The organism is Lysinibacillus agricola (assembly GCF_016638705.1).
GTDB classification, from domain to species: domain Bacteria; phylum Bacillota; class Bacilli; order Bacillales_A; family Planococcaceae; genus Lysinibacillus; species Lysinibacillus agricola.
On the sequence record NZ_CP067341.1, the window covers coordinates 195930 to 217397 of the forward strand.

Annotated in this window: 13 protein-coding genes; 6 read left to right on the forward strand and 7 right to left on the reverse strand. The window is 36.9% G+C overall.

The window, feature by feature from the left end; genetic code table 11:
• Nucleotides 1-70 precede the first annotated feature (70 nt).
• On the forward strand, nucleotides 71-1546 hold the full coding sequence (locus FJQ98_RS00970) for a hypothetical protein (protein WP_053592632.1): 1476 nt from the start codon (nucleotides 71-73) through the stop codon (nucleotides 1544-1546).
• Between the two features lie 283 nt (nucleotides 1547-1829).
• On the opposite strand, the gene FJQ98_RS00975 is transcribed toward FJQ98_RS00970, so the two are convergent.
• Together FJQ98_RS00975 and FJQ98_RS00980 are read right to left on the reverse strand one after the other, a co-directional pair.
• Entirely contained in the window at nucleotides 1830-3014 is a 1185-nt protein-coding gene (locus FJQ98_RS00975; RefSeq protein WP_053592631.1) for a CaiB/BaiF CoA transferase family protein, read from the reverse strand.
• Nucleotides 3015-3217: 203 nt separating this feature from the next.
• On the reverse strand, nucleotides 3218-3409 hold the full coding sequence (locus FJQ98_RS00980; protein ID WP_143114550.1) for a hypothetical protein: 192 nt from the start codon (nucleotides 3407-3409) through the stop codon (nucleotides 3218-3220).
• A gap of 723 nt (nucleotides 3410-4132) precedes the next feature.
• Here FJQ98_RS00980 and FJQ98_RS00985 point away from each other — a divergent pair.
• Together FJQ98_RS00985 and FJQ98_RS00990 are read left to right on the forward strand one after the other, a co-directional pair.
• On the forward strand, nucleotides 4133-5719 hold the full coding sequence (locus FJQ98_RS00985) for a sensor domain-containing diguanylate cyclase (RefSeq protein ID WP_053592630.1): 1587 nt from the start codon (nucleotides 4133-4135) through the stop codon (nucleotides 5717-5719).
• 655 nt (nucleotides 5720-6374) lie between these two features.
• A complete protein-coding gene (locus FJQ98_RS00990; protein WP_053592629.1) occupies nucleotides 6375-10778 on the forward strand; it encodes an S-layer homology domain-containing protein in 4404 nt (1467 codons plus the stop codon).
• 196 nt (nucleotides 10779-10974) lie between these two features.
• Here the strand turns inward: FJQ98_RS00990 and FJQ98_RS00995 are convergent, their stop codons facing one another.
• From FJQ98_RS00995 to FJQ98_RS01015, 5 genes are all read right to left on the reverse strand, one after another.
• Nucleotides 10975-11754: an SDR family NAD(P)-dependent oxidoreductase gene (locus FJQ98_RS00995; protein ID WP_053592628.1), complete on the reverse strand. Its 780-nt coding sequence runs from the start codon at nucleotides 11752-11754 to the stop codon at nucleotides 10975-10977.
• Between the two features lie 58 nt (nucleotides 11755-11812).
• A complete protein-coding gene (locus tag FJQ98_RS01000) occupies nucleotides 11813-13102 on the reverse strand; it encodes an MFS transporter (RefSeq protein WP_053592627.1) in 1290 nt (429 codons plus the stop codon).
• Nucleotides 13103-13430: 328 nt separating this feature from the next.
• Nucleotides 13431-14507 carry an alcohol dehydrogenase catalytic domain-containing protein gene (locus FJQ98_RS01005; RefSeq protein ID WP_053592626.1) on the reverse strand — a complete coding sequence of 359 codons (1077 nt, stop codon included), beginning with the start codon at nucleotides 14505-14507 and terminating at the stop codon, nucleotides 13431-13433.
• 58 nt (nucleotides 14508-14565) lie between these two features.
• Nucleotides 14566-16005, reverse strand: a complete 1440-nt coding sequence (gene aldA / locus FJQ98_RS01010; protein ID WP_053592625.1) for an aldehyde dehydrogenase — start codon at nucleotides 16003-16005, stop codon at nucleotides 14566-14568.
• 48 nt (nucleotides 16006-16053) lie between these two features.
• Nucleotides 16054-16743 carry a class II aldolase/adducin family protein gene (locus tag FJQ98_RS01015; protein ID WP_053592624.1) on the reverse strand — a complete coding sequence of 230 codons (690 nt, stop codon included), beginning with the start codon at nucleotides 16741-16743 and terminating at the stop codon, nucleotides 16054-16056.
• A gap of 159 nt (nucleotides 16744-16902) precedes the next feature.
• On the opposite strand from FJQ98_RS01015, the gene FJQ98_RS01020 reads away from it, so the two are divergent.
• From FJQ98_RS01020 to FJQ98_RS01030, 3 genes are all read left to right on the forward strand, one after another.
• Nucleotides 16903-18342: a rhamnulokinase gene (locus tag FJQ98_RS01020; RefSeq protein WP_053592623.1), complete on the forward strand. Its 1440-nt coding sequence runs from the start codon at nucleotides 16903-16905 to the stop codon at nucleotides 18340-18342.
• Nucleotides 18343-19094: 752 nt separating this feature from the next.
• On the forward strand, nucleotides 19095-19850 hold the full coding sequence (locus FJQ98_RS01025; protein WP_053592622.1) for a DeoR/GlpR family DNA-binding transcription regulator: 756 nt from the start codon (nucleotides 19095-19097) through the stop codon (nucleotides 19848-19850).
• A 425-nt stretch (nucleotides 19851-20275) separates the two neighbouring features.
• The gene (locus FJQ98_RS01030) at nucleotides 20276-21448 is read left to right on the forward strand and encodes an MFS transporter (protein ID WP_343069236.1); all 1173 of its coding nucleotides are present in this window, start codon (nucleotides 20276-20278) and stop codon (nucleotides 21446-21448) included.
• Nucleotides 21449-21468 lie beyond the last annotated feature (20 nt).

Below are 21468 nucleotides of genomic sequence, written 5' to 3' on the forward strand. Positions count from 1 at the left end.
ATTTAGGCACGTATTTTACATGATAGGGGAAGATCTTTGTTGGTTGAATTTGATGGGGGGCTCCAGTTACATGCTGTTGGATTGTGATGAGCAGTTATTCATGACATATAAACGTAGTGGTGAAAAGGGTGCTGAAAAATTACTTTCAAAATGGTCGGAGGAAGGGACTGACTCACAGGCAGACCCGAAAATACTAGGTACTTCACTTTCACCAAATTTATTTTTAGTGAATGAGGAAACGGCGATGAATATTGCGTTTTCAACTGCCCGAAAATATTGGGGTCGTGTAACTACAGATATGCAAACTTTTTTTAACAGGCATGGTTTGGATACTAAATTTATAAATGACCGTCTCAATGCTTTTTTTTATACGCAAAAAGGCAAGGAGACCTTTTTTGAGCAGCTTTTTGCACAGCATACGATGGACTTAGAGCGATTAATCTGGCTAATTTTTGGGAAGCGAATGCAAATTACAATGCCAGTCAACGAACTACAAACTATATTTTTATATAAATTTGAAAATGAATATTTTGTGCATATGATTTATAAAGAAGATGCCCAATTTTGGCATTGGCTTTTCATGAAAAAAGTTTATTCACTGTTTATCCACAAACCATTAGAACAATTCACATTTATCCATGAAATGATGGGTCATATTGAGCAATCCACAAGAAAAACTTGTGTACATGTGGATAACTTTGTGAATAATTACAGAGAGACTCTGGATAAGTGTATAACTTATGTGGATAACCGTAATTCTACTTGCTTGGCTAAAAAACAGTTACATCTTTACCAAATTGTAACGCACTATCGTTTATCGGAAGGGGATTATCGAAGTGTCAAAGCTTTAATTACTTCCTTTGAAGCGGATTGGCGTTATTCGATGTATGCATTGACAGAGAAAGAAAAGGTTCTAATTGCATATCTTCTGTTTCATATAGCACATCAGGAGAAGAATAATGAAACCGTTATTCAATACGGTGAGTATTTATTAGAAGATGAACGACTTAATAATTACGCAATAGAGATTTTGTTGGAATATAAGGAATTATTGCCGAATCGTAAACCAACACCTCCTGCCATTATCAAAAATTATGAACTAAATTTTTTAGAAAACTTGTATGCAATATTGCTTGATCATTATGTAAGAATGGAGCGTTATCAAGAGGGGCTCCTGCTTTTAAAGGAACATGTACTAGCATCCAATAAAAAAATACATGCCACTTTAGTACAAAAAAACTATAGTAATGAGCAATTTATCGCGATTGAGGCGTCAGTTCAGCAAGATATTGCTTTACATGTTAATAATTCATTACAGCATATTGGTTTGTCTGTTGAAGAATGGCGCCAACATTACCGTCAGCCAGATACGCCTTACTATTTGGTAGCACAGAGCGCGTCCCAGCATATGCTAAATATTTTAAAGGTTTTATTTGTGACGGAGCAGTACGAGCTTTTTGAAAAATTAATGGAAATCTATAAAAAATATTTACTTTTAGAGGACCATTTCGAAAAGCTAAGAGTATTTATAAGTGCGTATGTTTAATTGAAGTACAAAAGAGTGTCCAATGTGTTTTAAATAACAGCATTAGACACTCTTTTATATCTTGTCAGGTGTGTTGATTAACCATCTTTATTCACCCTAATTAATTAGAAGGCTCTGATTTCCGCTACAGGCTACTCGCTTTTCTGCGGGAGTCGAGTAGCCCTACGCTACAATCAGTTAAAAATGGGCATGCATTAGCAAAATATCAACAAAAAAATCCTTTTATCAGTCAATAATAAACCTATATTTTCCTAATCGACACGCTTGATATCTTGTAATGTTATTATTCTAAAACCCCTTTGTCCTTTAAGTCAGCAATTTGTTCGGCACTGTAGCCTAATGAAGATAACACTTCTTCATTATGCTCTCCAAGTTTGGCACCGACATGCTTGTACTCTGGCTTGACACCGTCAAACTTAAAAGCAGATGCAATTTGTTTTTGCATTGTACCGTCGTTTTTTGGAATATCGATAATCATGCCGCGAGCCTTTAGCTGTGGATGCTCACATGCTTCTGGAAAAGTTAAAACGGGTTCGACACATCCTTCGAAGTCCTCGTTAAACACTTCAAGCCATTCTTTGTAAGTCTTCGATAAGAACGCATCATGGACCGCTTCTTTAAAACGGATTTGTGTATAGTATGAATCATTAAAAGTATTATCAATGAGCTCAGGAATATCAAGAGCTTCACAGAGTAACTTGCGGAATTGAGGTTCAAGGCTTCCTACCGAGAAAAATCGGCCATCCTTTGTTTTGTAAAAGTCATAGTAGCTGCCGCCATTTAAAATTTCCTGTTCAGGCTGAGGGACACGATCACCACCAATATAGGCAGACCCATACATAGCGTTAAGCGAGAATACAGCATCCGTCATACTTATATCAATATATTGTCCTTCACCTGTTTTTTCACGATGTAAAGCAGCTGCGAGTACTCCGATTGCCGCATGCATCGAGCCCCCAGCAATATCGGCTAGCTGAACACCCATTGAGACAGGTTTTTTATCTTTATGGCGTGAGTAATCAAGTACGCCAGCTAATGATAAATAGTTATTGTCATGTCCTGGTCGATTGCTGTATGGCCCAGTTTGTCCATAGCCTGTAATAGCACAATAAATAACCTTTGGATTTACTTCTTTTAGAGCCTCATAGCCAATGCCAAGTCGTTGCATGACGCCTGGTCGAAATCCTTCGATAATGACGTCGTACTCATGAACAAGTGACTTAACAATTTCTACAGCTTCAGGCGATTTTAAATTTAATGTTAATGACTTTTTAGAGCGATTCAAATGTTGATGAATATACGCCTCATGATCATCGTCGTAAGGAGGCATAATACGCGTTAAATCTACGCGCTTTGATGATTCAACGTGAATAACCTCTGCGCCTAAATCAGCAAATATCATTGTCGCCATTGGCCCCGGTAGTAATGCAGAAAAATCGAGAATTTTTAACCCCTTTAAAATACCCAAATCTCCCAACCCCTTTTTGTGTAGGCTACAATGCCATCTATTTGAGAAGGCATTGTAGCGCTTTTCTCATAATCCCCATTTTGTGAAAAGCGTGCACTATATTCTGTATTAATACAGAAAAGATGTAAATGTATCAGTATTATAACAGAAGAAATGATGGCTTGACTATGTTAAATTTTATTATAAAATAATTAGTCAGAAAATTATATGTCAGAATAACAATAAAAGTAAAAAAATTTAGAATATAGACTTATCGCGTTGATTTCCGTTCCGACTGGGCGCTTTGTTGCTGTCGCTTCGCTTTCGCACAGATAAAACATTGTAGCTGCCGCTTTGCTTTCGCTACAGAAAACATTTGTTGTTGCTGTCGCTACGCTTTCGCACAGATAAAACATTGTTGCTGTCGCTACGCTTTCGCGCAGAGCAGAGCTTCCTGGGGCGTCTGATGAGCCGCTTCGCTCGTTTTTTTCGCTCTAGGGTCTCATCTGTGAGGCTGATCAAGGGCACTGAAAAACTAAAGAAATTCATTTTTTTATATTATAAATCTGTCTTTTGTTGGATTTAAAAATTCAAAAAAGTCGATTTGCATCACATTTTTCGTGGCAAATCGACTTTTTCAGTGCGCTTGAGGCTGATCCCCGAGGAGTCGCCCAGCCTCCACTCAACTGATATACATGGCATCCATTTTAACAAATGTCATCCCCAACTTTTGATGATGAGTCTACTATATTACTTTCGTTATAAGGGGTCTTAAAAGAACATTATTTTGACAAATACTTTTCTCTTAATATAAGAAATTATTCTTAATAAGGAATTTTATGTGCTTTAATAGACTAATAAAGAAAATGTTAAAAAGCAGTATCTTTGAAAAAGATCAAGCGTGTTGATTAGGAAAATATAGGTTTATTATTGAGTGATAAAAGGATTTTTTTGTTGATATTTTGCTAATGTATGTCCATTTTAACTGATTAAAGGCTACTCGACTCCCGCGGGAAAGCGAGTAGCCCGTAGCGGAAATCAGAGCTTTCAAATTAATTGAAATGGATAAAAATAGTTAAACAACACACCTGGAAAAAGATATTGATAAGAAATTATAAACTAGGGGTAAAAGGTAGAAAATGAAATCAAAACAGATAAAGTTAAAGCATTTAATCATGGGAGTAGTGTTGGCTGCATTTTTCTTAACAAGCATTGGTAGCATTTGGAGTGGTTACCGAATGAATGTTGACTCAATTAAAGAAAACACGCTTGAAACGAATCGAGTATACGCGCAAAAATTAGCAACAACCGCAAGTTCTTATCTGGAGGAAGCATTTCAGATCTTAGGATATAGTGCCAACCAGATTGAGTCGAAAATGAATGATGAGAATGCATTGAAATATGAAACAGAACGTTTAAAAATGCAAAATAATATGTTTAACTCAGTACTTATCACAAATGCAGAAGGTCTTGTATTATCTGTTTCACCGCCTTCAGTAGAGGTAAAGGGAGAAGTATTAACATCTGTTGGAGCGCGAGAAGCGTTAGCGAAAAGGGAGCCTCTTGTCTCAAAACCTTATGAGGGTATTACGGGACGTCTTCTAATTTTTATATCGTATCCTATTTTTTCAGAGAAAGATGAATATTTAGGAATGGTAGCTGGGACAATTTACTTAAAGGAACGAAATGTATTTAATGCGTTACTAGGAGAGCATTTTTATCATGATGGTTCGTATGTTTATGTTGTGGACTCGGATGGACGTGTTATCTATCATCAGGACCCAAGCCGTGTCAATGATGTCGCGATGGACAATAAGGTTGTCCAAGCAGTTGTTTCGGGAAAAAGCGGAGCGCAGTTAGTAGTGAATACAAGGGGAGTGGAAATGCTTGCTGGCTATAGTACGGTGCCTTTAGCGGATTGGGGAGTTGTAGCTCAGAGACCGTTAGAAGTAGCACTAGACCCTTCATTTGATCGCGTACAGGATGTAGTTATAAAATCCATTCCTCTTATGCTAATTTCAATTTTTATTGTACTTTGGGCCGCAGCACGTATTGCAAATCCTTTACAGCAATTAGCTACTTTAACAGAAGAGAGCATGGAAAAGAAAAATGTAGAAGGCTTGAAATCTGTACGTGGCTGGTATTTTGAAGTTCATTATTTGAAGAGTGCTCTTATACGTAGTTTAACTTTTTTACAGGGACAGGTGTCCTATTTTAAGGATCAATCTACAACAGATCCGTTAACAGGTGTAACGAATCGTCGCACGATGGATGCAATGTTAGCTGAGTGGCTTGAAAACAAGGTGCCGCATGCTCTCATTTTGCTTGATTTAGATCATTTTAAGAATGTTAATGATACGTATGGTCATGCAGTCGGCGACAGAGTATTGCAATTTTTAGCTCAAAATATGAAAGCAGTCGCTCGTGATGGAGATGTTTGTTGTCGTTATGGTGGCGAGGAGTTTGTTTTGTTATTGCCAAATACTACAGCTGAGGAAGCGGCACAGGTGGCGGAGCAACTGCGCGATATTTTGGCACATACTGAAAGTCCTTGTGGTCGTTCAGTTACATTATCTGCAGGAGTTGCTGTGTATCCACAAATGGCTGACACAGCAGAAAAGCTAATTGAAGCTGCGGATGGTGCGTTATATCTTGCAAAACAAGCTGGACGTAATCAAGTTATGGTAGCTGAGCAAGAAAATAAAATAAAAAATTTATTGAAATAAGCTTACATCTCTAATTTTTAGGGTACATGATTAATGCAACGTTCATTTGGGCAGGCTACTTTTAAGTCATCCGCCATATGACTTCTAAACCTTGTTCAAATGATACGTAAACTCGGGACACATCTCTTGATCGACTTGACAAGATGTAAGGTTATCCCCCTTTCCCTTATGACATCGCAAGTATGATTAGATGTATGCCTATATATCGTTAAAGCCAAGTGAGCACCGATGCTCCTTGGCTTTTTTATGTTGGATTAAGGGGGCATCAAAAATTGAAATTGTTCCGATAAAACGGGAAAATATTCCGATAAAAGCTAAAATTGTTCCGATAAAATGAGATTTTGTTCCGATAAATCTTCAAAACATTCCTATAAAATGAATTCATCACAATAACGTGGAGTTGATTTCCGTTCCTCTATCGCTAATCCCCAAGGAGTCGCCCAGTCGGAACGAAGATTCATAGCATACGGTTAAACAAATGCCATCTCTAACTTTTGATAATGAACTTTTTATGTTATTACCTAATTTTGCTAACGATTTTCTTCCATTATTTTAGAATTATCTATGAAGCTTCACTACCTACCTGTCGATATAAAGGGTATGATGAAAATGATATTTGTACGTATCAAAATACATAAGTGAAAGGAAGAGTGGGATGGATAAAACAAAAATCCAAAAAGTGAACAAAGCACTGATAGCAACTGTTTTTGCTACTAGTGGGATTGCTGTTGTAGTGCCACCACCACAAAAGGCAGCAGCGGCTACTTCACCATTTACGGATGTTGACCCATATTCAAGTCATTATGACGATATTTTAAAGTTATATACTCAAGGTGCTATTGATGGGTATGCAGACAAAACTTTTCGACCAAATCAAAGTGTAACACGTGGTCAGGCGGCAAAAATGCTGGCAACTGTTTTAAAATTAGATTTGAAGAATGTACAAGATCCATATTTAAAAGACGTTCCAAAAAGTAGTGAATATTACAAGTATATAGCTGCATTACAAAACGCAGGAATCATGTCTGGCTATTCAAACGGAACATTTATGCCGAATGAAGTGATGACACGTGGGGAATTAGCGAAAATTTTAGTGCTTGGCTTTAAATTTGAGGTAGCATCTAATTACAACAATAGTTTTAAAGATGTAACTAGCCAAACGAGCAACGCCATCTATATCCAAAGTTTAGTAGATTTAAAGATTACGGAAGGGACAACGCCTGTCACTTTCTCACCACATAATGCGGTTACACGTGGACAATTTGCGTCCTTTATTGTGCGTTCACAAGAGAAAAAAGGCAATGCCACATCTTTCAAAATTACAAATGTTGAAGACAATACTGTTTATATAAATGGTGATCCATACTCAGTACCAAGCAGTCTCTCGCATATTTTTAACAAAGATAATGCACCGGTATTAAAAGGCGCGCTTATGGAAGGGGATCTTTCAGGCAAAACCATTCGCTCTGTATCGAAGCTAACATTGAATGCAAGCGGGACAAGCTCAAGATTTCTAGAGTTTGATGGTGATCATAAGTCCTTCGGTGCGACAATCGTTGTCAATGGTAACTATATTGAATTTTCAAATGTTACATTGACTGGCACAATGCTTGTGAACGAAACGGTGCGTCCACCTTTACAATTAGGCGTTTCCTACTATAAGCCATTATCGCTAGGCCGTATAGCAAGTAACAATACGGCATTTATCAACTGGTCTAATCCAGATAATCCAAATGATGAAGGCTCGTCCTCGTCCAATAATGGTCCAACAACGGATCTTCAAAATTGGACAGATCAGAATTCCGACAAGAATCCTGATAAAAACAAGCCATTTGTGAACTGGTCTAAAGATAAAGTAACGATGAAAAATGTTGAAAAACATATTGAATTTTATAACAGCACTGTATCACGCCTAGTCGTATCTCAAAGCGGTACAAAAATCGAAACAAATATGAAGCTACCGCGTGTAGACATCATCGGGAATGTTCGTGAATTTGAGATTCAAGGAAATATCGGTACACTAAATCTTGATACAGAAACGAAGCTGACAATTTACGGAGATGGCAACATCGACTGGATTAACTACAATAGCTATACAGATTTAGAGCTATATCTAGATGGTCGTGTAGGTGTTCTGTATGTTGATAATGTATACGGTTGGGTTGATATTGGAGATTACACGTATATTGACAAAGTGATTATACCGAAGGGCGAGGGACCGAATAATATCTTCGACGATTTCTTAGAGGATAAAGATAATATCGGCAATATTGTAGATGAAGACGGTAAACCAGTCGATAAAGACGATATTGATAAACAAGACCCAGCTGATAAAACAAAACCGTTAATCGACATTACGAAAGTAACAGTTTTAAATGGTAGTGATATTCAGGTAGACTTCACTTCAGATAAAGTTGGGACTTACTACTATATTGTTCGTGAAAAAGGCGCCGATGCACCAACGAAAAAAGAAATGGTAAATCGCATTTCTACTGACAATGTGGCAAATGGAACAGGCGCAGCAGTGATTGACAAAAACACTATTAAAATCACTGATTTAGGTGAGAAAAAAGAATATGTTGTTTACGTGATGATCGTTGATGGAGCGAAGAATGTTTCGGATATTAAATCACAATCATTCCAAATGAAGGATGGAACACCGCCAGTTGTTAAGTCACTTGCAGTAACACCTCTACATGGTGGAAAGCGTGCAGAGTTTAAATTTACAGCGAGTGAACCAGGAGACTATTACTACTATGTCCGTAAAAAGACGACAGCAGCAGCTCCAACAACTGCAGACATTATTGCCAACCCAACAGGTAAGGGCAAGGCAGTTGCGGGTAAACTTGCAATTACTGAAATTCTAACAAAATTAGAGGCTGAAACAGAGTACCAACTTTATGTAGTAATGAAAGATGAATCGGGTAATAACTCGGTAGATCCAGCTGTAATGAAAGAATTTAAAACAAGTGAACTTGATAATATTCATCCATTTGTAGAGAAAACGAAACTTGAACCTGCTGCTGGAAAGGAAAATCAATTTTACATTTATTTAAATGAAGCATTAGATCCTGAAAGCGCACGAAATGTAAATAACTATGATTTATCAGGAACAGTTATCGTCAATATGACAGGTCAGAAAAAAATTAAACCTTCTGCTGTTGAATATAAAGAAGGCGATAAAAAGGTATTATTAACAATTCCATCTGAAACAGGTTTTGTCTATGGAGATACGTTACGTGTAACAATATTACCTGGTGTTAAGGATTTAGCAGACAATGAATTTGAAAATGCCAATACTGTTGAACCTGGTAAAAATGTTCGAAACTTTGCAGAATACGTGCATGAAAAATATGTTGAACCGAAGATTCTAGATTTAAAAGTTGTTGGGAAACCAGACCAAGATGACAAATATAAACGAGCTGAAGTAGAATTTAAGCCAAATAAAGCAGGGACGTACTATTACATGGTGTTACCTGATACAGTCGAAGACAATGGAGAAACAAAAACATTTGAGCAATATTTAAAAGATAAAGGTATTACGGAGAGAGATTTCTACAATGAATTTGCAACTGAATCATCATTAAAATCAGGCTACTTCCAAATAGGCGGAAAAGATATTTATATTGAAATTGGCTCTGGTCCGGCCGACTTAGAAGTTGATACAAAGAAATTCCCGATTGTTATTGATAAAGATAAACTAAATCCATTTATAAGCTATTCGGTTCATATGATATTAAAAGACCGTGGCGGCGAACTTTCTAAAATAGCTTCTAAAGAAATATTTGGGGACTCAAGAGCACCATTAGTTACCGAGATTGCAGTGAAGTCTGGTACTACTAAAGGTTATGATGATACGAAAGCCACTGTAAGTTTCAGTACAGATGAGACAACAAAGCTTCATTACTGGTTCGTACCAAAGAAAAATGCTGATGGAACAGATAATCCGGATGCAAAGCTAACTATTGACACGGCAGCAGAAAGAAAAACATTAGAAGACAAACTTAAAGCAAGTCCTTCAGTCACAAAAAGTGGAAAAGGCGCGTCTGGAGCTTTAGATATGACAGGAGTTACTTTAACGCCGCATACCGAATATGTTGTTTATTTAGGTGCACAGGATACGTATGGTAACTTTACTGTTTATCAAGCCAAAGATGGAATTCACGATGAATCAAATGATGGTTGGATGAAACAAGACTTCTATTCCGATGGCACACCACCACGTTTTGAAATGACAGTTGATAAAGAAAAGAAACGTAATATTGTATATCGTAATCCAGATAGTACATTTACTATTACTTTCAGTGAAGCCATCATGCGTGATGAAAAAGGCGATTCTTCAATTAAAGATCTAAGTTTATTAACAATTACTGACGAAGATAACAAAGATATTACCTCACAATATGAATTTGTTAAGTATACACAGGGCACAGCAACAACAGAGGAAAGTCAGTTAATTATTAAATCAACTGCCTCAGGCACAGCAGATAGAACATTTACCGTTAAGATGAAAGATGAAGCACGTGACTACATTATTTCAGATAATAAGGGTAATAAGTTTGATATAGCTGACTTCGGTAAGTATGTATATCAAGGTAAAGATGCATATAACACGATGAGTTATGCTAACTTAACAGGAAATATTGGCGGCGTACCATCAGAATATAATTCAACAACAATGGATGTTTCTGTAAATATTTTAACACTTCTTGAATTAAACCAAGAATACTTCTATGCGGTTACTGCTGCGAATAAAACAACATTAGATCCACAATTAATATTAGATAGTGTTAAAAATAATAAACCAGCTGATAACGGAATATTATCATTTGGTAAAGGATCAGTAAAAAAAGCAGCGGATGGAAGTGCAATTTTACCTCTTGTAGCTAATCCATCTACTGATCCAGGGATTAAAAATGTATTTAAAACGGGTCAAAGAGTATTCTTATTCACAAAAGATCAGTATGGAAATATTGTCTGGGCTTATCAAAAAGAGACGAATGGTACAGGCCATACCCCACAACAATATGTGGAAATTCAATATACACCAAAACCATAAAAAAGAAGCAAAGCTAGAGAATTCTTATGTCGAATTCTCTAGCTTCTTTTACATCAAATATTAAATAGCACGAGATCTTTTTACTTATTTGCTATTGCTGTATCTTATAGGAGGAGTTATTTTTTCAATTCATCAATACAACATACGAATTTTTTAAAGACATCGATTCCCTATAAATATGTCCTATAACCTACAACTACAATGCTGTATACCCACCATCCACAGTAAATACGCCACCTGTAACAAAAGAAGAAGCCTCTGAAGCTAGATATAACGCAATGCCACCTAATTCATCTGGTGTTCCAGGTCTGCCCATAGGGGTAAAGCTCATCCAAGTATCAATCATATCTCCGCCTTGTTCAAAATACGGCTTTGTCAGCTCTGTTTTCATGTATCCAGGAGCAATTGTATTCACTTTTATATTATGCTTTGCCCACTCCATTGCTAAACTCTTCGTAAGCATAATCACGCCTGCTTTTGATGCGTTATAGGAAGATTGACATTGCGGGGTATTCGCAATGATGCCAGACATTGAGGATATGTTCACGATAGACCCTCTTTTTTGGTCAATCATTACTTTTCCAACAGCCTTTGATACTAGAAAAACTCCGTTTAAATTGATATTGATGACTTTATTCCAATCTTCAAATGACATCTCTTCGGCTTTTTCATGAATTGTGATGCCAGCGTTATTAAATAAAACATCAACTTTACCGAAATGGTTCAACACCTTGGCTACCATATCATTGACTTGTTGTTCATTGGTTACGTCCATTTTGATCGCAAGAGTGTCTATTCCTTCATCACGCTTGAATTGATCAGCTGTTTTTTGGGCTTCCTCTTGATTCAAATCAGCTATGACGATATGAGAACCAGCCTGTGCTAAAGCTTGGGCCATTGCTTTTCCTAACCCCATAGCTCCTCCAGTCACAATAGAAACCTTATCTTTAAGACTAAATCTATTTAAAATACTCATATATTTACACTTCCTTTATTTGATGTTACCGCTTTCATTAATAGGGATACATCTAACTTTAATGTGCTATTTCGATTGATTGATTGTCATCTGTAGCTGATTTGCTGATGTTTTGATCGACTTTCATAAAGAATGTCAGTATAAAGCCAACTATATATAATATAGTAAGTGTCCATATAGCACCTTCCACACCAGCAATCGGCACAACAGCTGTTACAATTGCTGGGCCAACAAAGTTACTTAAACCTGCCGATAAATTGTGCATGGACACTGCTGCACCTTTATGAGAAGGTTCAAGTGTTGGGAAAATAGCTGACATTGGTACGAATGCGGCAATGGCAAAGCCGAAGAATATAGCTACAAATAAGCCAACCCAAATATTTGGTCCAAAGGATATTGGCAGGTAGTAAAACATTAATGTAGCGATGGCCATACCTATACAACCAAACCATCTTACCTGTCTAACCCATCCCAGTTTATCCCCAAGAATGCCCCACATTAGGTTTGTGAAAATAGTTGTTGCATAAACAGCTCCCCAAATACGTAGCCATTCAGACATCGTAAATCCGATTTGTTCTGTAAAAACAATCGGTAGTATAACGACAAAGCCAAAGAGTGAGATTTGGTTAATAATACGTACAGCTGAAGCGATAACGATTTGAGGGTTTTTCGCGATAGTAATCCCTCTTAGTAATTCTCGTAGTGGCCCTTCATTAGTCGTATTTTCTTTATAACTATTGAAGTCATCCTTTATTAAAAACATCGCCATCAAGCCGCCGATGGCAATAAAGAGAATTGCCGACCACAATGTACCCATAAATCCGATTGCAGGAATTGAAAAGCTTGGCAGGTATGTACCAAAGACTCCTACTCCCACTGAATACATACACCAAAACCAACCCATTGCAGAAGCTAATCTTTGTTTTGGAGCGGCATATGCAATCCAAACTACAAAGGCGTAAATAAACATCGGATAGGCAACTCCGCGAATCCCATACATGATCAGCATCATAGCATAGTTTTTTTGTTCAAGGCCAAATGTTAAAAAGCCAATATGGAAAATAATCCAAAGTACAAAACCAATGATCATCGTACGGCGTGGCCCAGTTATTTCTGCCAATACTCCTGAAAACCAAGATGCTACGGCAACAGTGAGTCCATATACTGTAAAGACTAATGAGGCTTGCTGAGTAGAAAACCCTAAATCAACTATATATTTTGATAAAAATGCTTGTTCAATTCCGTCTCCTGTCATAAAGAAAGCAATGGCAATATATCCCCAAATTAATGCTATTGGTAAACCAAAGACTAGCTTCTTTGATGGAGATGCAGTTAAGCTACTATTCATAATGTTTCCCTCCTTAATCCCTTTTATCATTACGCTTTGACATCATGCCTCACGGTATTGAATTGTGTTATAGACCTACACGATGCAGGGGAATTAACTATTGATCCTATCGATTTGCCTTCGTGACCATAGATGTGACGCTCTTTAATTCAGTTACCGTTTGCTCACTAAAAAACTCTACAATCGTTTTTATCCTGGCGCCAGTAGAAGGGGGAAGTGCCGCTTCGCTTTCGCGGCCGATGTTCTGCTACAATATCGCCCTTCGAAATATGTTAAGAGGGTTCCTATCCAAAAAATATTTAGTAGTTTATTAGGAACCCTTTTTTATCTACGGTATTAAAATAACTTTTAAAGAGCCGGCTCCGCTTTTCACCATTTCAAAACCATTCTGAAACTCTTCTAGAGGGAGTTTATGCGTAACTACCCCCTCAGTAGGGAGGGCACCAGATGCGATTCCATTAATAACATTTGGATAACAGTAAGGTCCTAAGTGCGCACCTAAAATATCAAGCTCTTTACGATCACCAATAATACTCCAATCGACAGTTACTGGACTTGAAAATACACTAAACTCCACAAAGCGCCCAAGCTTCCGGATGGCATGTAAGCCCTGAATAACACTAGCAGGTGCACCAGTTGCTTCTATATAAACATCACAGCCATAACCCTCTGTCATATTTTTAATTTCCTCTACTACATCGACCTTTGAAGGGTTGAGAACAATATCTGCCCCAAATTGTTTGGCAAGTTCCAATCGTTCGTCTCGTATATCTAAAACTACTAATGTACCAGGACTTCGTAGTTTTGCAGCTGCTACCATTCCTAGTCCAAGCGTTCCAGCACCTGAAATGACAACAAAATCTCCTATTTGAATATTAGCTCGATTTACTGCATGCATAGAACATGCATACGGTTCAATTAGAATAGCTTTTTCAATAGGTAAATCATGAGGAACTTTATGATTAATAGCATTTACTGGAAAATTCATATATTCGGCCATTCCGCCGTTGACGTTGTACTGAAAGCCGTATATATCATGCTTTTCACACATCCAGTATTGACCGCGCTTACAATATCGACAAGTATTACAAGGTACAATTTGTTCTGAAATAAGGCGGTCTCCAACAGAAAAATCTGTCACGCCCGTACCTACCTCGACAACCGTTCCTACAAATTCATGCCCCGGGATGACTGGAGTTTTTACATAACTAGGCTGACCATCCTCTCCGCCCCAAAACATCGGTGCTCCATCCCAAGCTTTTACATCACCTGCACAAATGCCACAGGCCTCTACCTTAATCAGGACTTCACCTGCTTCTGGAGAAGGTACATCCACAGATTCAAGTAAATATTCACCGGGACCATGGCATACAACCGCTTTCATTTTACTAGCTACATTTGACATGATTATCCTCCTTTGTTGTTATCTGCATTTTCTGAAAATTGAATATCTACTGTTATATTTAAAGATTACTTTGAAGATAGACAACATGGGTTTGCAAATATTCTTCTAGGCCATGTCGTCCATCGGCACCACCGATACCTGACTTTTTCCATCCTGCATGGAAACCTTGTATAGCTTCAAAGTTTTCACGATTAACATACGTTTCCCCAAACTCTAATTCTTTACTTGCACGCATTGTCACATCTAGATTTTGTGTGAAAATAGAGGATGTTAGGCCATACTGACAATCATTAGCTAATTCAAGTGCTTCATCTAAGTCATTGAAAGTAGCGATCGGAAGTACAGGACCGAAAATTTCTTGGCGCATAATTTCCATTTCGTTATTTACATTTACAAGTACGGTTGGTTCATAAAAATAACCCTTTTCTTGTGAAGAGCGCTTACCACCTGTTAAGATCGTAGCCCCATTAGCAACTGCTTCCTGTACCATGTCCTCTACCGATTCAAGTGCCTCTTCACTAGAAAGAGGTCCCATATCAATCTCTTTATTAATTAATGGATCTCCATATGTTACCTCGGACATTGCCTTTGTTATTTTTTTAATAAAATCATCTGCAATGTTTTTATGAACATAAACACGCTCTGTACAGTTACATACTTGTCCTGTATTAATGACACGAGAATCGACAATCGAACGTACTGCCAAATCTATATCCGCATCATCCATAACAATAGCAGGTGCTTTTCCTCCTAATTCTAAAGATACTTTTGTAATGTTTTCTGCCGCTGTACGCATAACAGCGGCACCAGCATTGTAGCTACCTGTTAAACTGATCATTCCTATCTTAGAATTTCCAGCTAACTCTTGTCCAAGGATCTTTCCACTACCAGTTACTATATTGATAACCCCTTTTGGCAAGCCCACCTTATCAATGATTTTTGCAAACTCTAACGCATTATTAGGGGATAAATCACTTGGTTTTAGAACAATCGTATTACCTGTGATTAAAGCTGGTGCTGCTTTACGTGCAATTAAGAAAAATGGGAAATTCCATGGTAAAATACCAGCTATAACGCCAATCGGTGCTTTATGAATAAAGATTTGCTCATTTGGTCGATCACTTTGTACAATTTCTCCTTCATAGCGTCTTGCCCAACCTGCCATATAATCTATATAGTCGGCAGTAAAGTTAACTTCTGTTTCAGCAAGAGAAAGAGTTTTCCCCATTTCCTCTGATATTGTGCGTGCTAAGACTTGAATATTCTCACGTATTTCTTTGGAAATTGCTTGCAAATATTTTCCTCTCTCAATAGATGGGAGTTTTGCCCAAGCCTTTTGCGCTTTCTCCGCAGCATCAATTGCCAGCTGTACGTCCTCCACAGTCCCTTTAGGAACCTCTGAAATAATTTCCTCCGTTGCTGGATTAATGACTTGTGTTTGCTCACCTGAGCTAGAACTAACAAATCGCCCATCAATGTACATTTGATATTTTTTCATTATCTTCACATCTCCCCACAAAATTTATTTTTTAGAATAACAAACTTGTTAATCGTGTATCCCTAGATCAGGAAAACGGCCAGGAACTTTGAATTTTTTCTCACGTAAATGAACTAATGTTGTAACTTGTTCGTTTGTTAACTCTTTCGGTTCTCCAATTACTGAAGTTAGATAAAGAAGCTTCGCATAAAATTCCATGGACTCCATTTTGAAATAAGCGCTCATTAAGTCAATACCACAAGTTAGCGCACCATGATTGGCTAATAAAATCGCATCATGATTTTGAAGGTAAGGAACTATTGAATTAGGCAACTCTTCTGTGGAGGGCGTCCCATATTCTGCTATAGGTACTTCTCCTAAGAAAATGGTTGATTCTGGCATTATTTGCTTATTAAGCGGAATACCACAAATAGCGAAAGCAGTAGCATACAAGGGGTGAGCATGCACAACTGCTGTTACATCGGGACGTTCCTGATAAACACGTAAATGCATCTTTATTTCTGAAGATGGTTTTGTGTTTAGTAGATTTTCCTCAATTACCTCTCCTTGACTATTAATCTTGCATATCATATCTGGGGTCATAAACCCTTTTGATACTCCTGTCGGGGTACATAAGAAAGAATTTTCTGAAATTTTAATAGAAATGTTTCCATCATTTGCAGCTCCCATATCTTTCATATACATTCTCTTACCTATGTCACATATTTGTTCTTTTAAAAATTGTTCTGAATTATTCATTAAAGTTCTCTCCTTACTAATTTCTAAATCTTAGCTTGATTCTATTTCTTTAATTCTTCTTTGTCAACATAAACAAAAATATTTTTCTTTATTTATGTTGGTTTATGTTGTTTTGAGGTGAGGTGTGGAGTAAAATAAAATAGGGATGGTGAGATTATTATGACTAAATACAAAAAATGCCTGGCCTTTGATTTTGGGGCATCAAGCGGAAGATTAATTGCGGGGGTTTATAATGGAGAAAAAGTCGTATTAGAAGAAGTTTACCGTTTTAACAATGAACCAGTTACTATAAATAATCATTTACATTGGAATCTTGAACTTTTGTATAAACACATATTAAATGGGTTAGAAGCTGCTTCAAAGGATGTAGCGGAATTTGATAGTATCGGAATTGATACTTGGGGAGTTGATTATTGTCTTTTAGATAAAGAAGAAAAGCCTGTTCACTGGCCATTCCATTATCGGGATGATAGGACAGAAGGTATCTCCTCAAAAATGCCAATTCATTTTGAAGAATTCTATTCTAAAACAGGTATACAATTTTTACCTTTTAATACGGTTTATCAATTATTTGCTGAATTTAAAAATAACCCAAAGTTGAATCAAAAGGCTGAATATTTATTATTCATACCAGATTTATTTAATCACTTCTTAACAGGAAATAACAAGACCGAATATACAATTGCTTCAACTAGTCAACTATTGAATGTAAATAGTAAACAATGGGATTTTGACATTATTGAGCGATTAGGATTTCCTAAACATCTTTTTCAGGAAATCATTTTCCCAGGCGAAATTTACGGAATGTTACATGAAAAACACATGAGAAAAATTGGTATAAGTAATTCAGTTCCAGTTATTTCAGTAGGAAGTCATGATACTGCCAGTGCTGTTGCTGGAATACCTTTAGAACATGAAGATAGTGCATATTTAATTTGTGGATCTTGGTCTTTATTGGGACTTGAAATCCAAAATCCTGTTGTTAATGAAATATCTTTTAAAGATTCTTTTAGCAATGAAGGTGGAGTATTTAATACGATTAGATTTCTTAAAAATATTAATGGCATGTTTTTATTGCAACAATTAAAAAAGCATTATAATGAAATATTTACAAGAAAAATAGATTTTGCTGATATTATTAACGCTGCTAAGTTATCGCATAAAAGTTTTTCAATTAATCCCAATCATTCTTTATTCTTATCACCGGATAATGTTATGGAAGCTATCAATTCCTATTGCATTGCTACAGGACAGGGAAAACCTGATAATCTAGGTGAATGGGCAATTGCTATCTATAACGGGTTAACACAAGAATTTGAAAATCAATTACTTAACATTGAGAGTATTACTGGTAAAAAGATAAAGCAGATTCATATGGTCGGAGGCGGTATTCAAGACGAATTATTATGCCAAATGACTGCCAATGTAACAAACAAGAAAGTGGTAGCTGGTCCTGTTGAATCTAGCGTTCTAGGAAATGTTATGATTCAATTATTTGCTTTAGGAGAGGTCTCAACTCTTTCAGAAATAAGACAGGTCATTAAAAGATCTGTATCCCTAAAAGTATACGAACCAAAATTAGAAGGTCTATCACTGTAATTTGAGGTGAATCAATCATGACGTCCGGGTTTTGAATTGATCTTAGTTCATTTCGATAAAGTCACATGGCGTCTTAGCCAGCGTTCCTTGCGCCCCTCTGCTCACTGAAAAAGAGCTACAACCGTGTTAACTATAAAGATACACTTTCGCTACAAAAAACATCTCCGGAATAAAGGGCTCTTCATCAATAGTTGAGGATGACATTTGTTAAAACGTATGCCATAAGTTGATTGAAGTGGAGGCTGGGCGACTCTAGGAAAGCGTCAGTCGGAACGGAAATCAACCCCACGTTATGGTGATGAGCAAAATAAAGATAACATTCAATAATTTAACAGAACACACTATAAAAAAAGCGGAAATTCACGTATCGTTATTGTTACCTGGGTAAAAACACGATAAGGAGTTTTCGCTTTGTCCTCTTCCTTTTTCTAATTGATATTACCGCTTACTAATTTTTGTAATTGTTTCCTTGCCCAAGTACAATGTTATACAAAGCGAAAAATTACCACGCGCGTTTATTTGAGCTTTGCCTTGCCTGCAGTTCGAACCATTGGAAAAATGGTGAAATATTGTACAATGATGGTAAGAAGATGTGCCTGTTCAGTTTTCAAACGGGGTAATATAATATCAACTTATCAAAAATGGGGATTTGGGTAGGAGTGATGCTCATTTTTTCCTACGCTCTTGATTGGAAATAGGGTTACTGACCTGACTTGAAGGGGAATGAAATAAAAGGAAGATGGGGATTTATTATGTTACCAAAAGAACGATTGCAAAAAATAGTAGATTTAGTCCAAATTGAAAAGAAAGTTTATGTCTCTGAATTAAGTCAAAAGTTTTCAGTTACAGAAGAAACCATTCGAAGAGATCTTGAAAAATTAGATAAAAAGGGAATTGTATCAAGAACTTACGGAGGGGCAGTAATAAACCGGAACGGCTCAGAGGATTTACCTTTTAATACAAGAACCACTCTTAATATAGAATTAAAAAAATCAATAGTTTCGAAAATACATCATCTGATTAAAGATGGAGATAAATTAATGGTTGACCCTAGCTCAACAGCGTTAGAATTGGTCAAAGCATTATATGATAAACAAGATTTAACGTTAATTACTAATTCCATAAAAATATTAAATGAGTTTAGCGATTCACACTTTCAAATTATTTCAACAGGGGGGGAGTTACGAAAAAAATCACTTTCTTTAGTTGGTCCTGCTGCAGAGGCTACCGTTAGTAGATATTACGCAGACATTCATGTATTTAGCTGCAAGGGGATATCACTTGAACATGGTATTACTGAATCTAATGAGCCCGAAGCGGAATTAAAAAAAATTATGCTTAAGAATTCCAAGGTAAACCTCTTACTAGTAGATCACACTAAATTCGATAAGGCGGCATTTTTAAAGCTATTTGATATTAGTGACATTGATGTTGTCGTAACAGACAAAAAACCATCTGCAGAGTGGATAGAGAGACTGAAAGCAAATAATGTCCAGCTAATTTATTGAATCACTAGTGTTGATTAATAAAACAAATTCGTCTAGATATGAGAAGAAAGGCTTAATAGAAATCATTACCACCAGAAGTTAATTTTCCATTCGGCATCTACTTAGTCGTTATAAATTTATAGTGCCTGCTCTGCTTTCCATTTTTCAATAAGAAGCAGGCCAGATGCTTTGTATAAAATTACCGATAGAATGAATATTTTCTAGAAAAGACATCTCAAAATCTATTGAGGTGTCTTTTTTATGTTTAAAATAAAATCCGTTAAACCGCATTATTATCCGTCTATTGGTAGAGAGGTAGGACTAAAAAAATTAAGATAACTATATTTCTAAATGAAAAAATTATCAAAAAATGAAAAGGAGATCTTAGATCAACATAGTGAAATAGTTTCTTTATTGAGTCATAGGCATTAATGAATGAAAGGGGAATGGAAATGAAAAATTTTTGGGCATTTGTTATAACAGGAATGCTATTAATTGTTACAACTACGGGATTTGCTCGTATGGCTTACGGTATTATATTACCTTTTATGCAGGAAGGGCTGTCATTAACTACATCAGAGTCAGGTTTATTAGGTACGATGCTTTTTTTAGGTTATTTACTTACAGTAGGTCTGTCTGGGATGCTTACGTTGCGTATTGGAGCGAAAAATGTGCTGTTGGTAGGCGGAAGCTTTGTTATTGCAGGTTTAGGAGGTCTTATATTTGTAACGAACTTTTGGTGGGCCGCTATAGCTTTATTTTTGGCTGGTGCTGGTAGTGCTCTTGTCTATACCCCACTATTATCAATAGCGGTTAGCACTTTCCCAAAGAAAAGGGGGACAGTGATGGGATTGCTAATGAGTGGTGCGGGAGTAGGAATGCTCTTGTCTGGAGTACTTGTACCCTTTATGCTTCGGCATTTTCCTGAGTTTGGCTGGCGAGGAGTATGGTTAGTATTTGCGGTAATCACAATTATAGTCGTGTTAGTTGCATTTTTTGTGATAAAGACACCACACTCAACAGCAGAAAATGGTACTGTACAAGAAAAAACTAAAGCCTGGAGAAGTAAAGAACTGTACCTCATAGCTGGAATTTATTTTGCCGTTGGACTCGTTTATCTTATTCCGAATTTATATCAAACAAGCTATATGAAGGACATCGGGATTTCGAATGCAGTGGCGGGCTCTATTTATGCTGTTGCAGGGATCGTTTCAATTGGCGGTGCGCCATTATGGGGAATGCTAGCGGATAAGATAGGCGTAAAAAAAGCATTAATGGCAGCGTTGCTTTTATCAATTATTGGAGATGTTTTTCCGATGTTATTTCCTAATGTAATTGGATTTATCGTGTCTGCTATTATATGGGGTTCGTCTCTTGGAGGTGTCCTTGTGCTCATTCAAATGAAGGCAAGCCAAGGGGTATCGCCAAAATATGTGGCATCAGCAATCGGCTTTATTTCTATCTTTTACGCTATCGGTCAAATGATTGGGCCTGGACTCGCAGGATGGCTTATAGAATATGGTGGGGGATATGCTACTGCTTATGGTTTTGGAGCTACTATTTTCTTTTTATGTTTACTACTATCAATGGTACTTACTACTAAAGAAGAAATAGCTTAATCGCTGTTCGTTTGCTATAC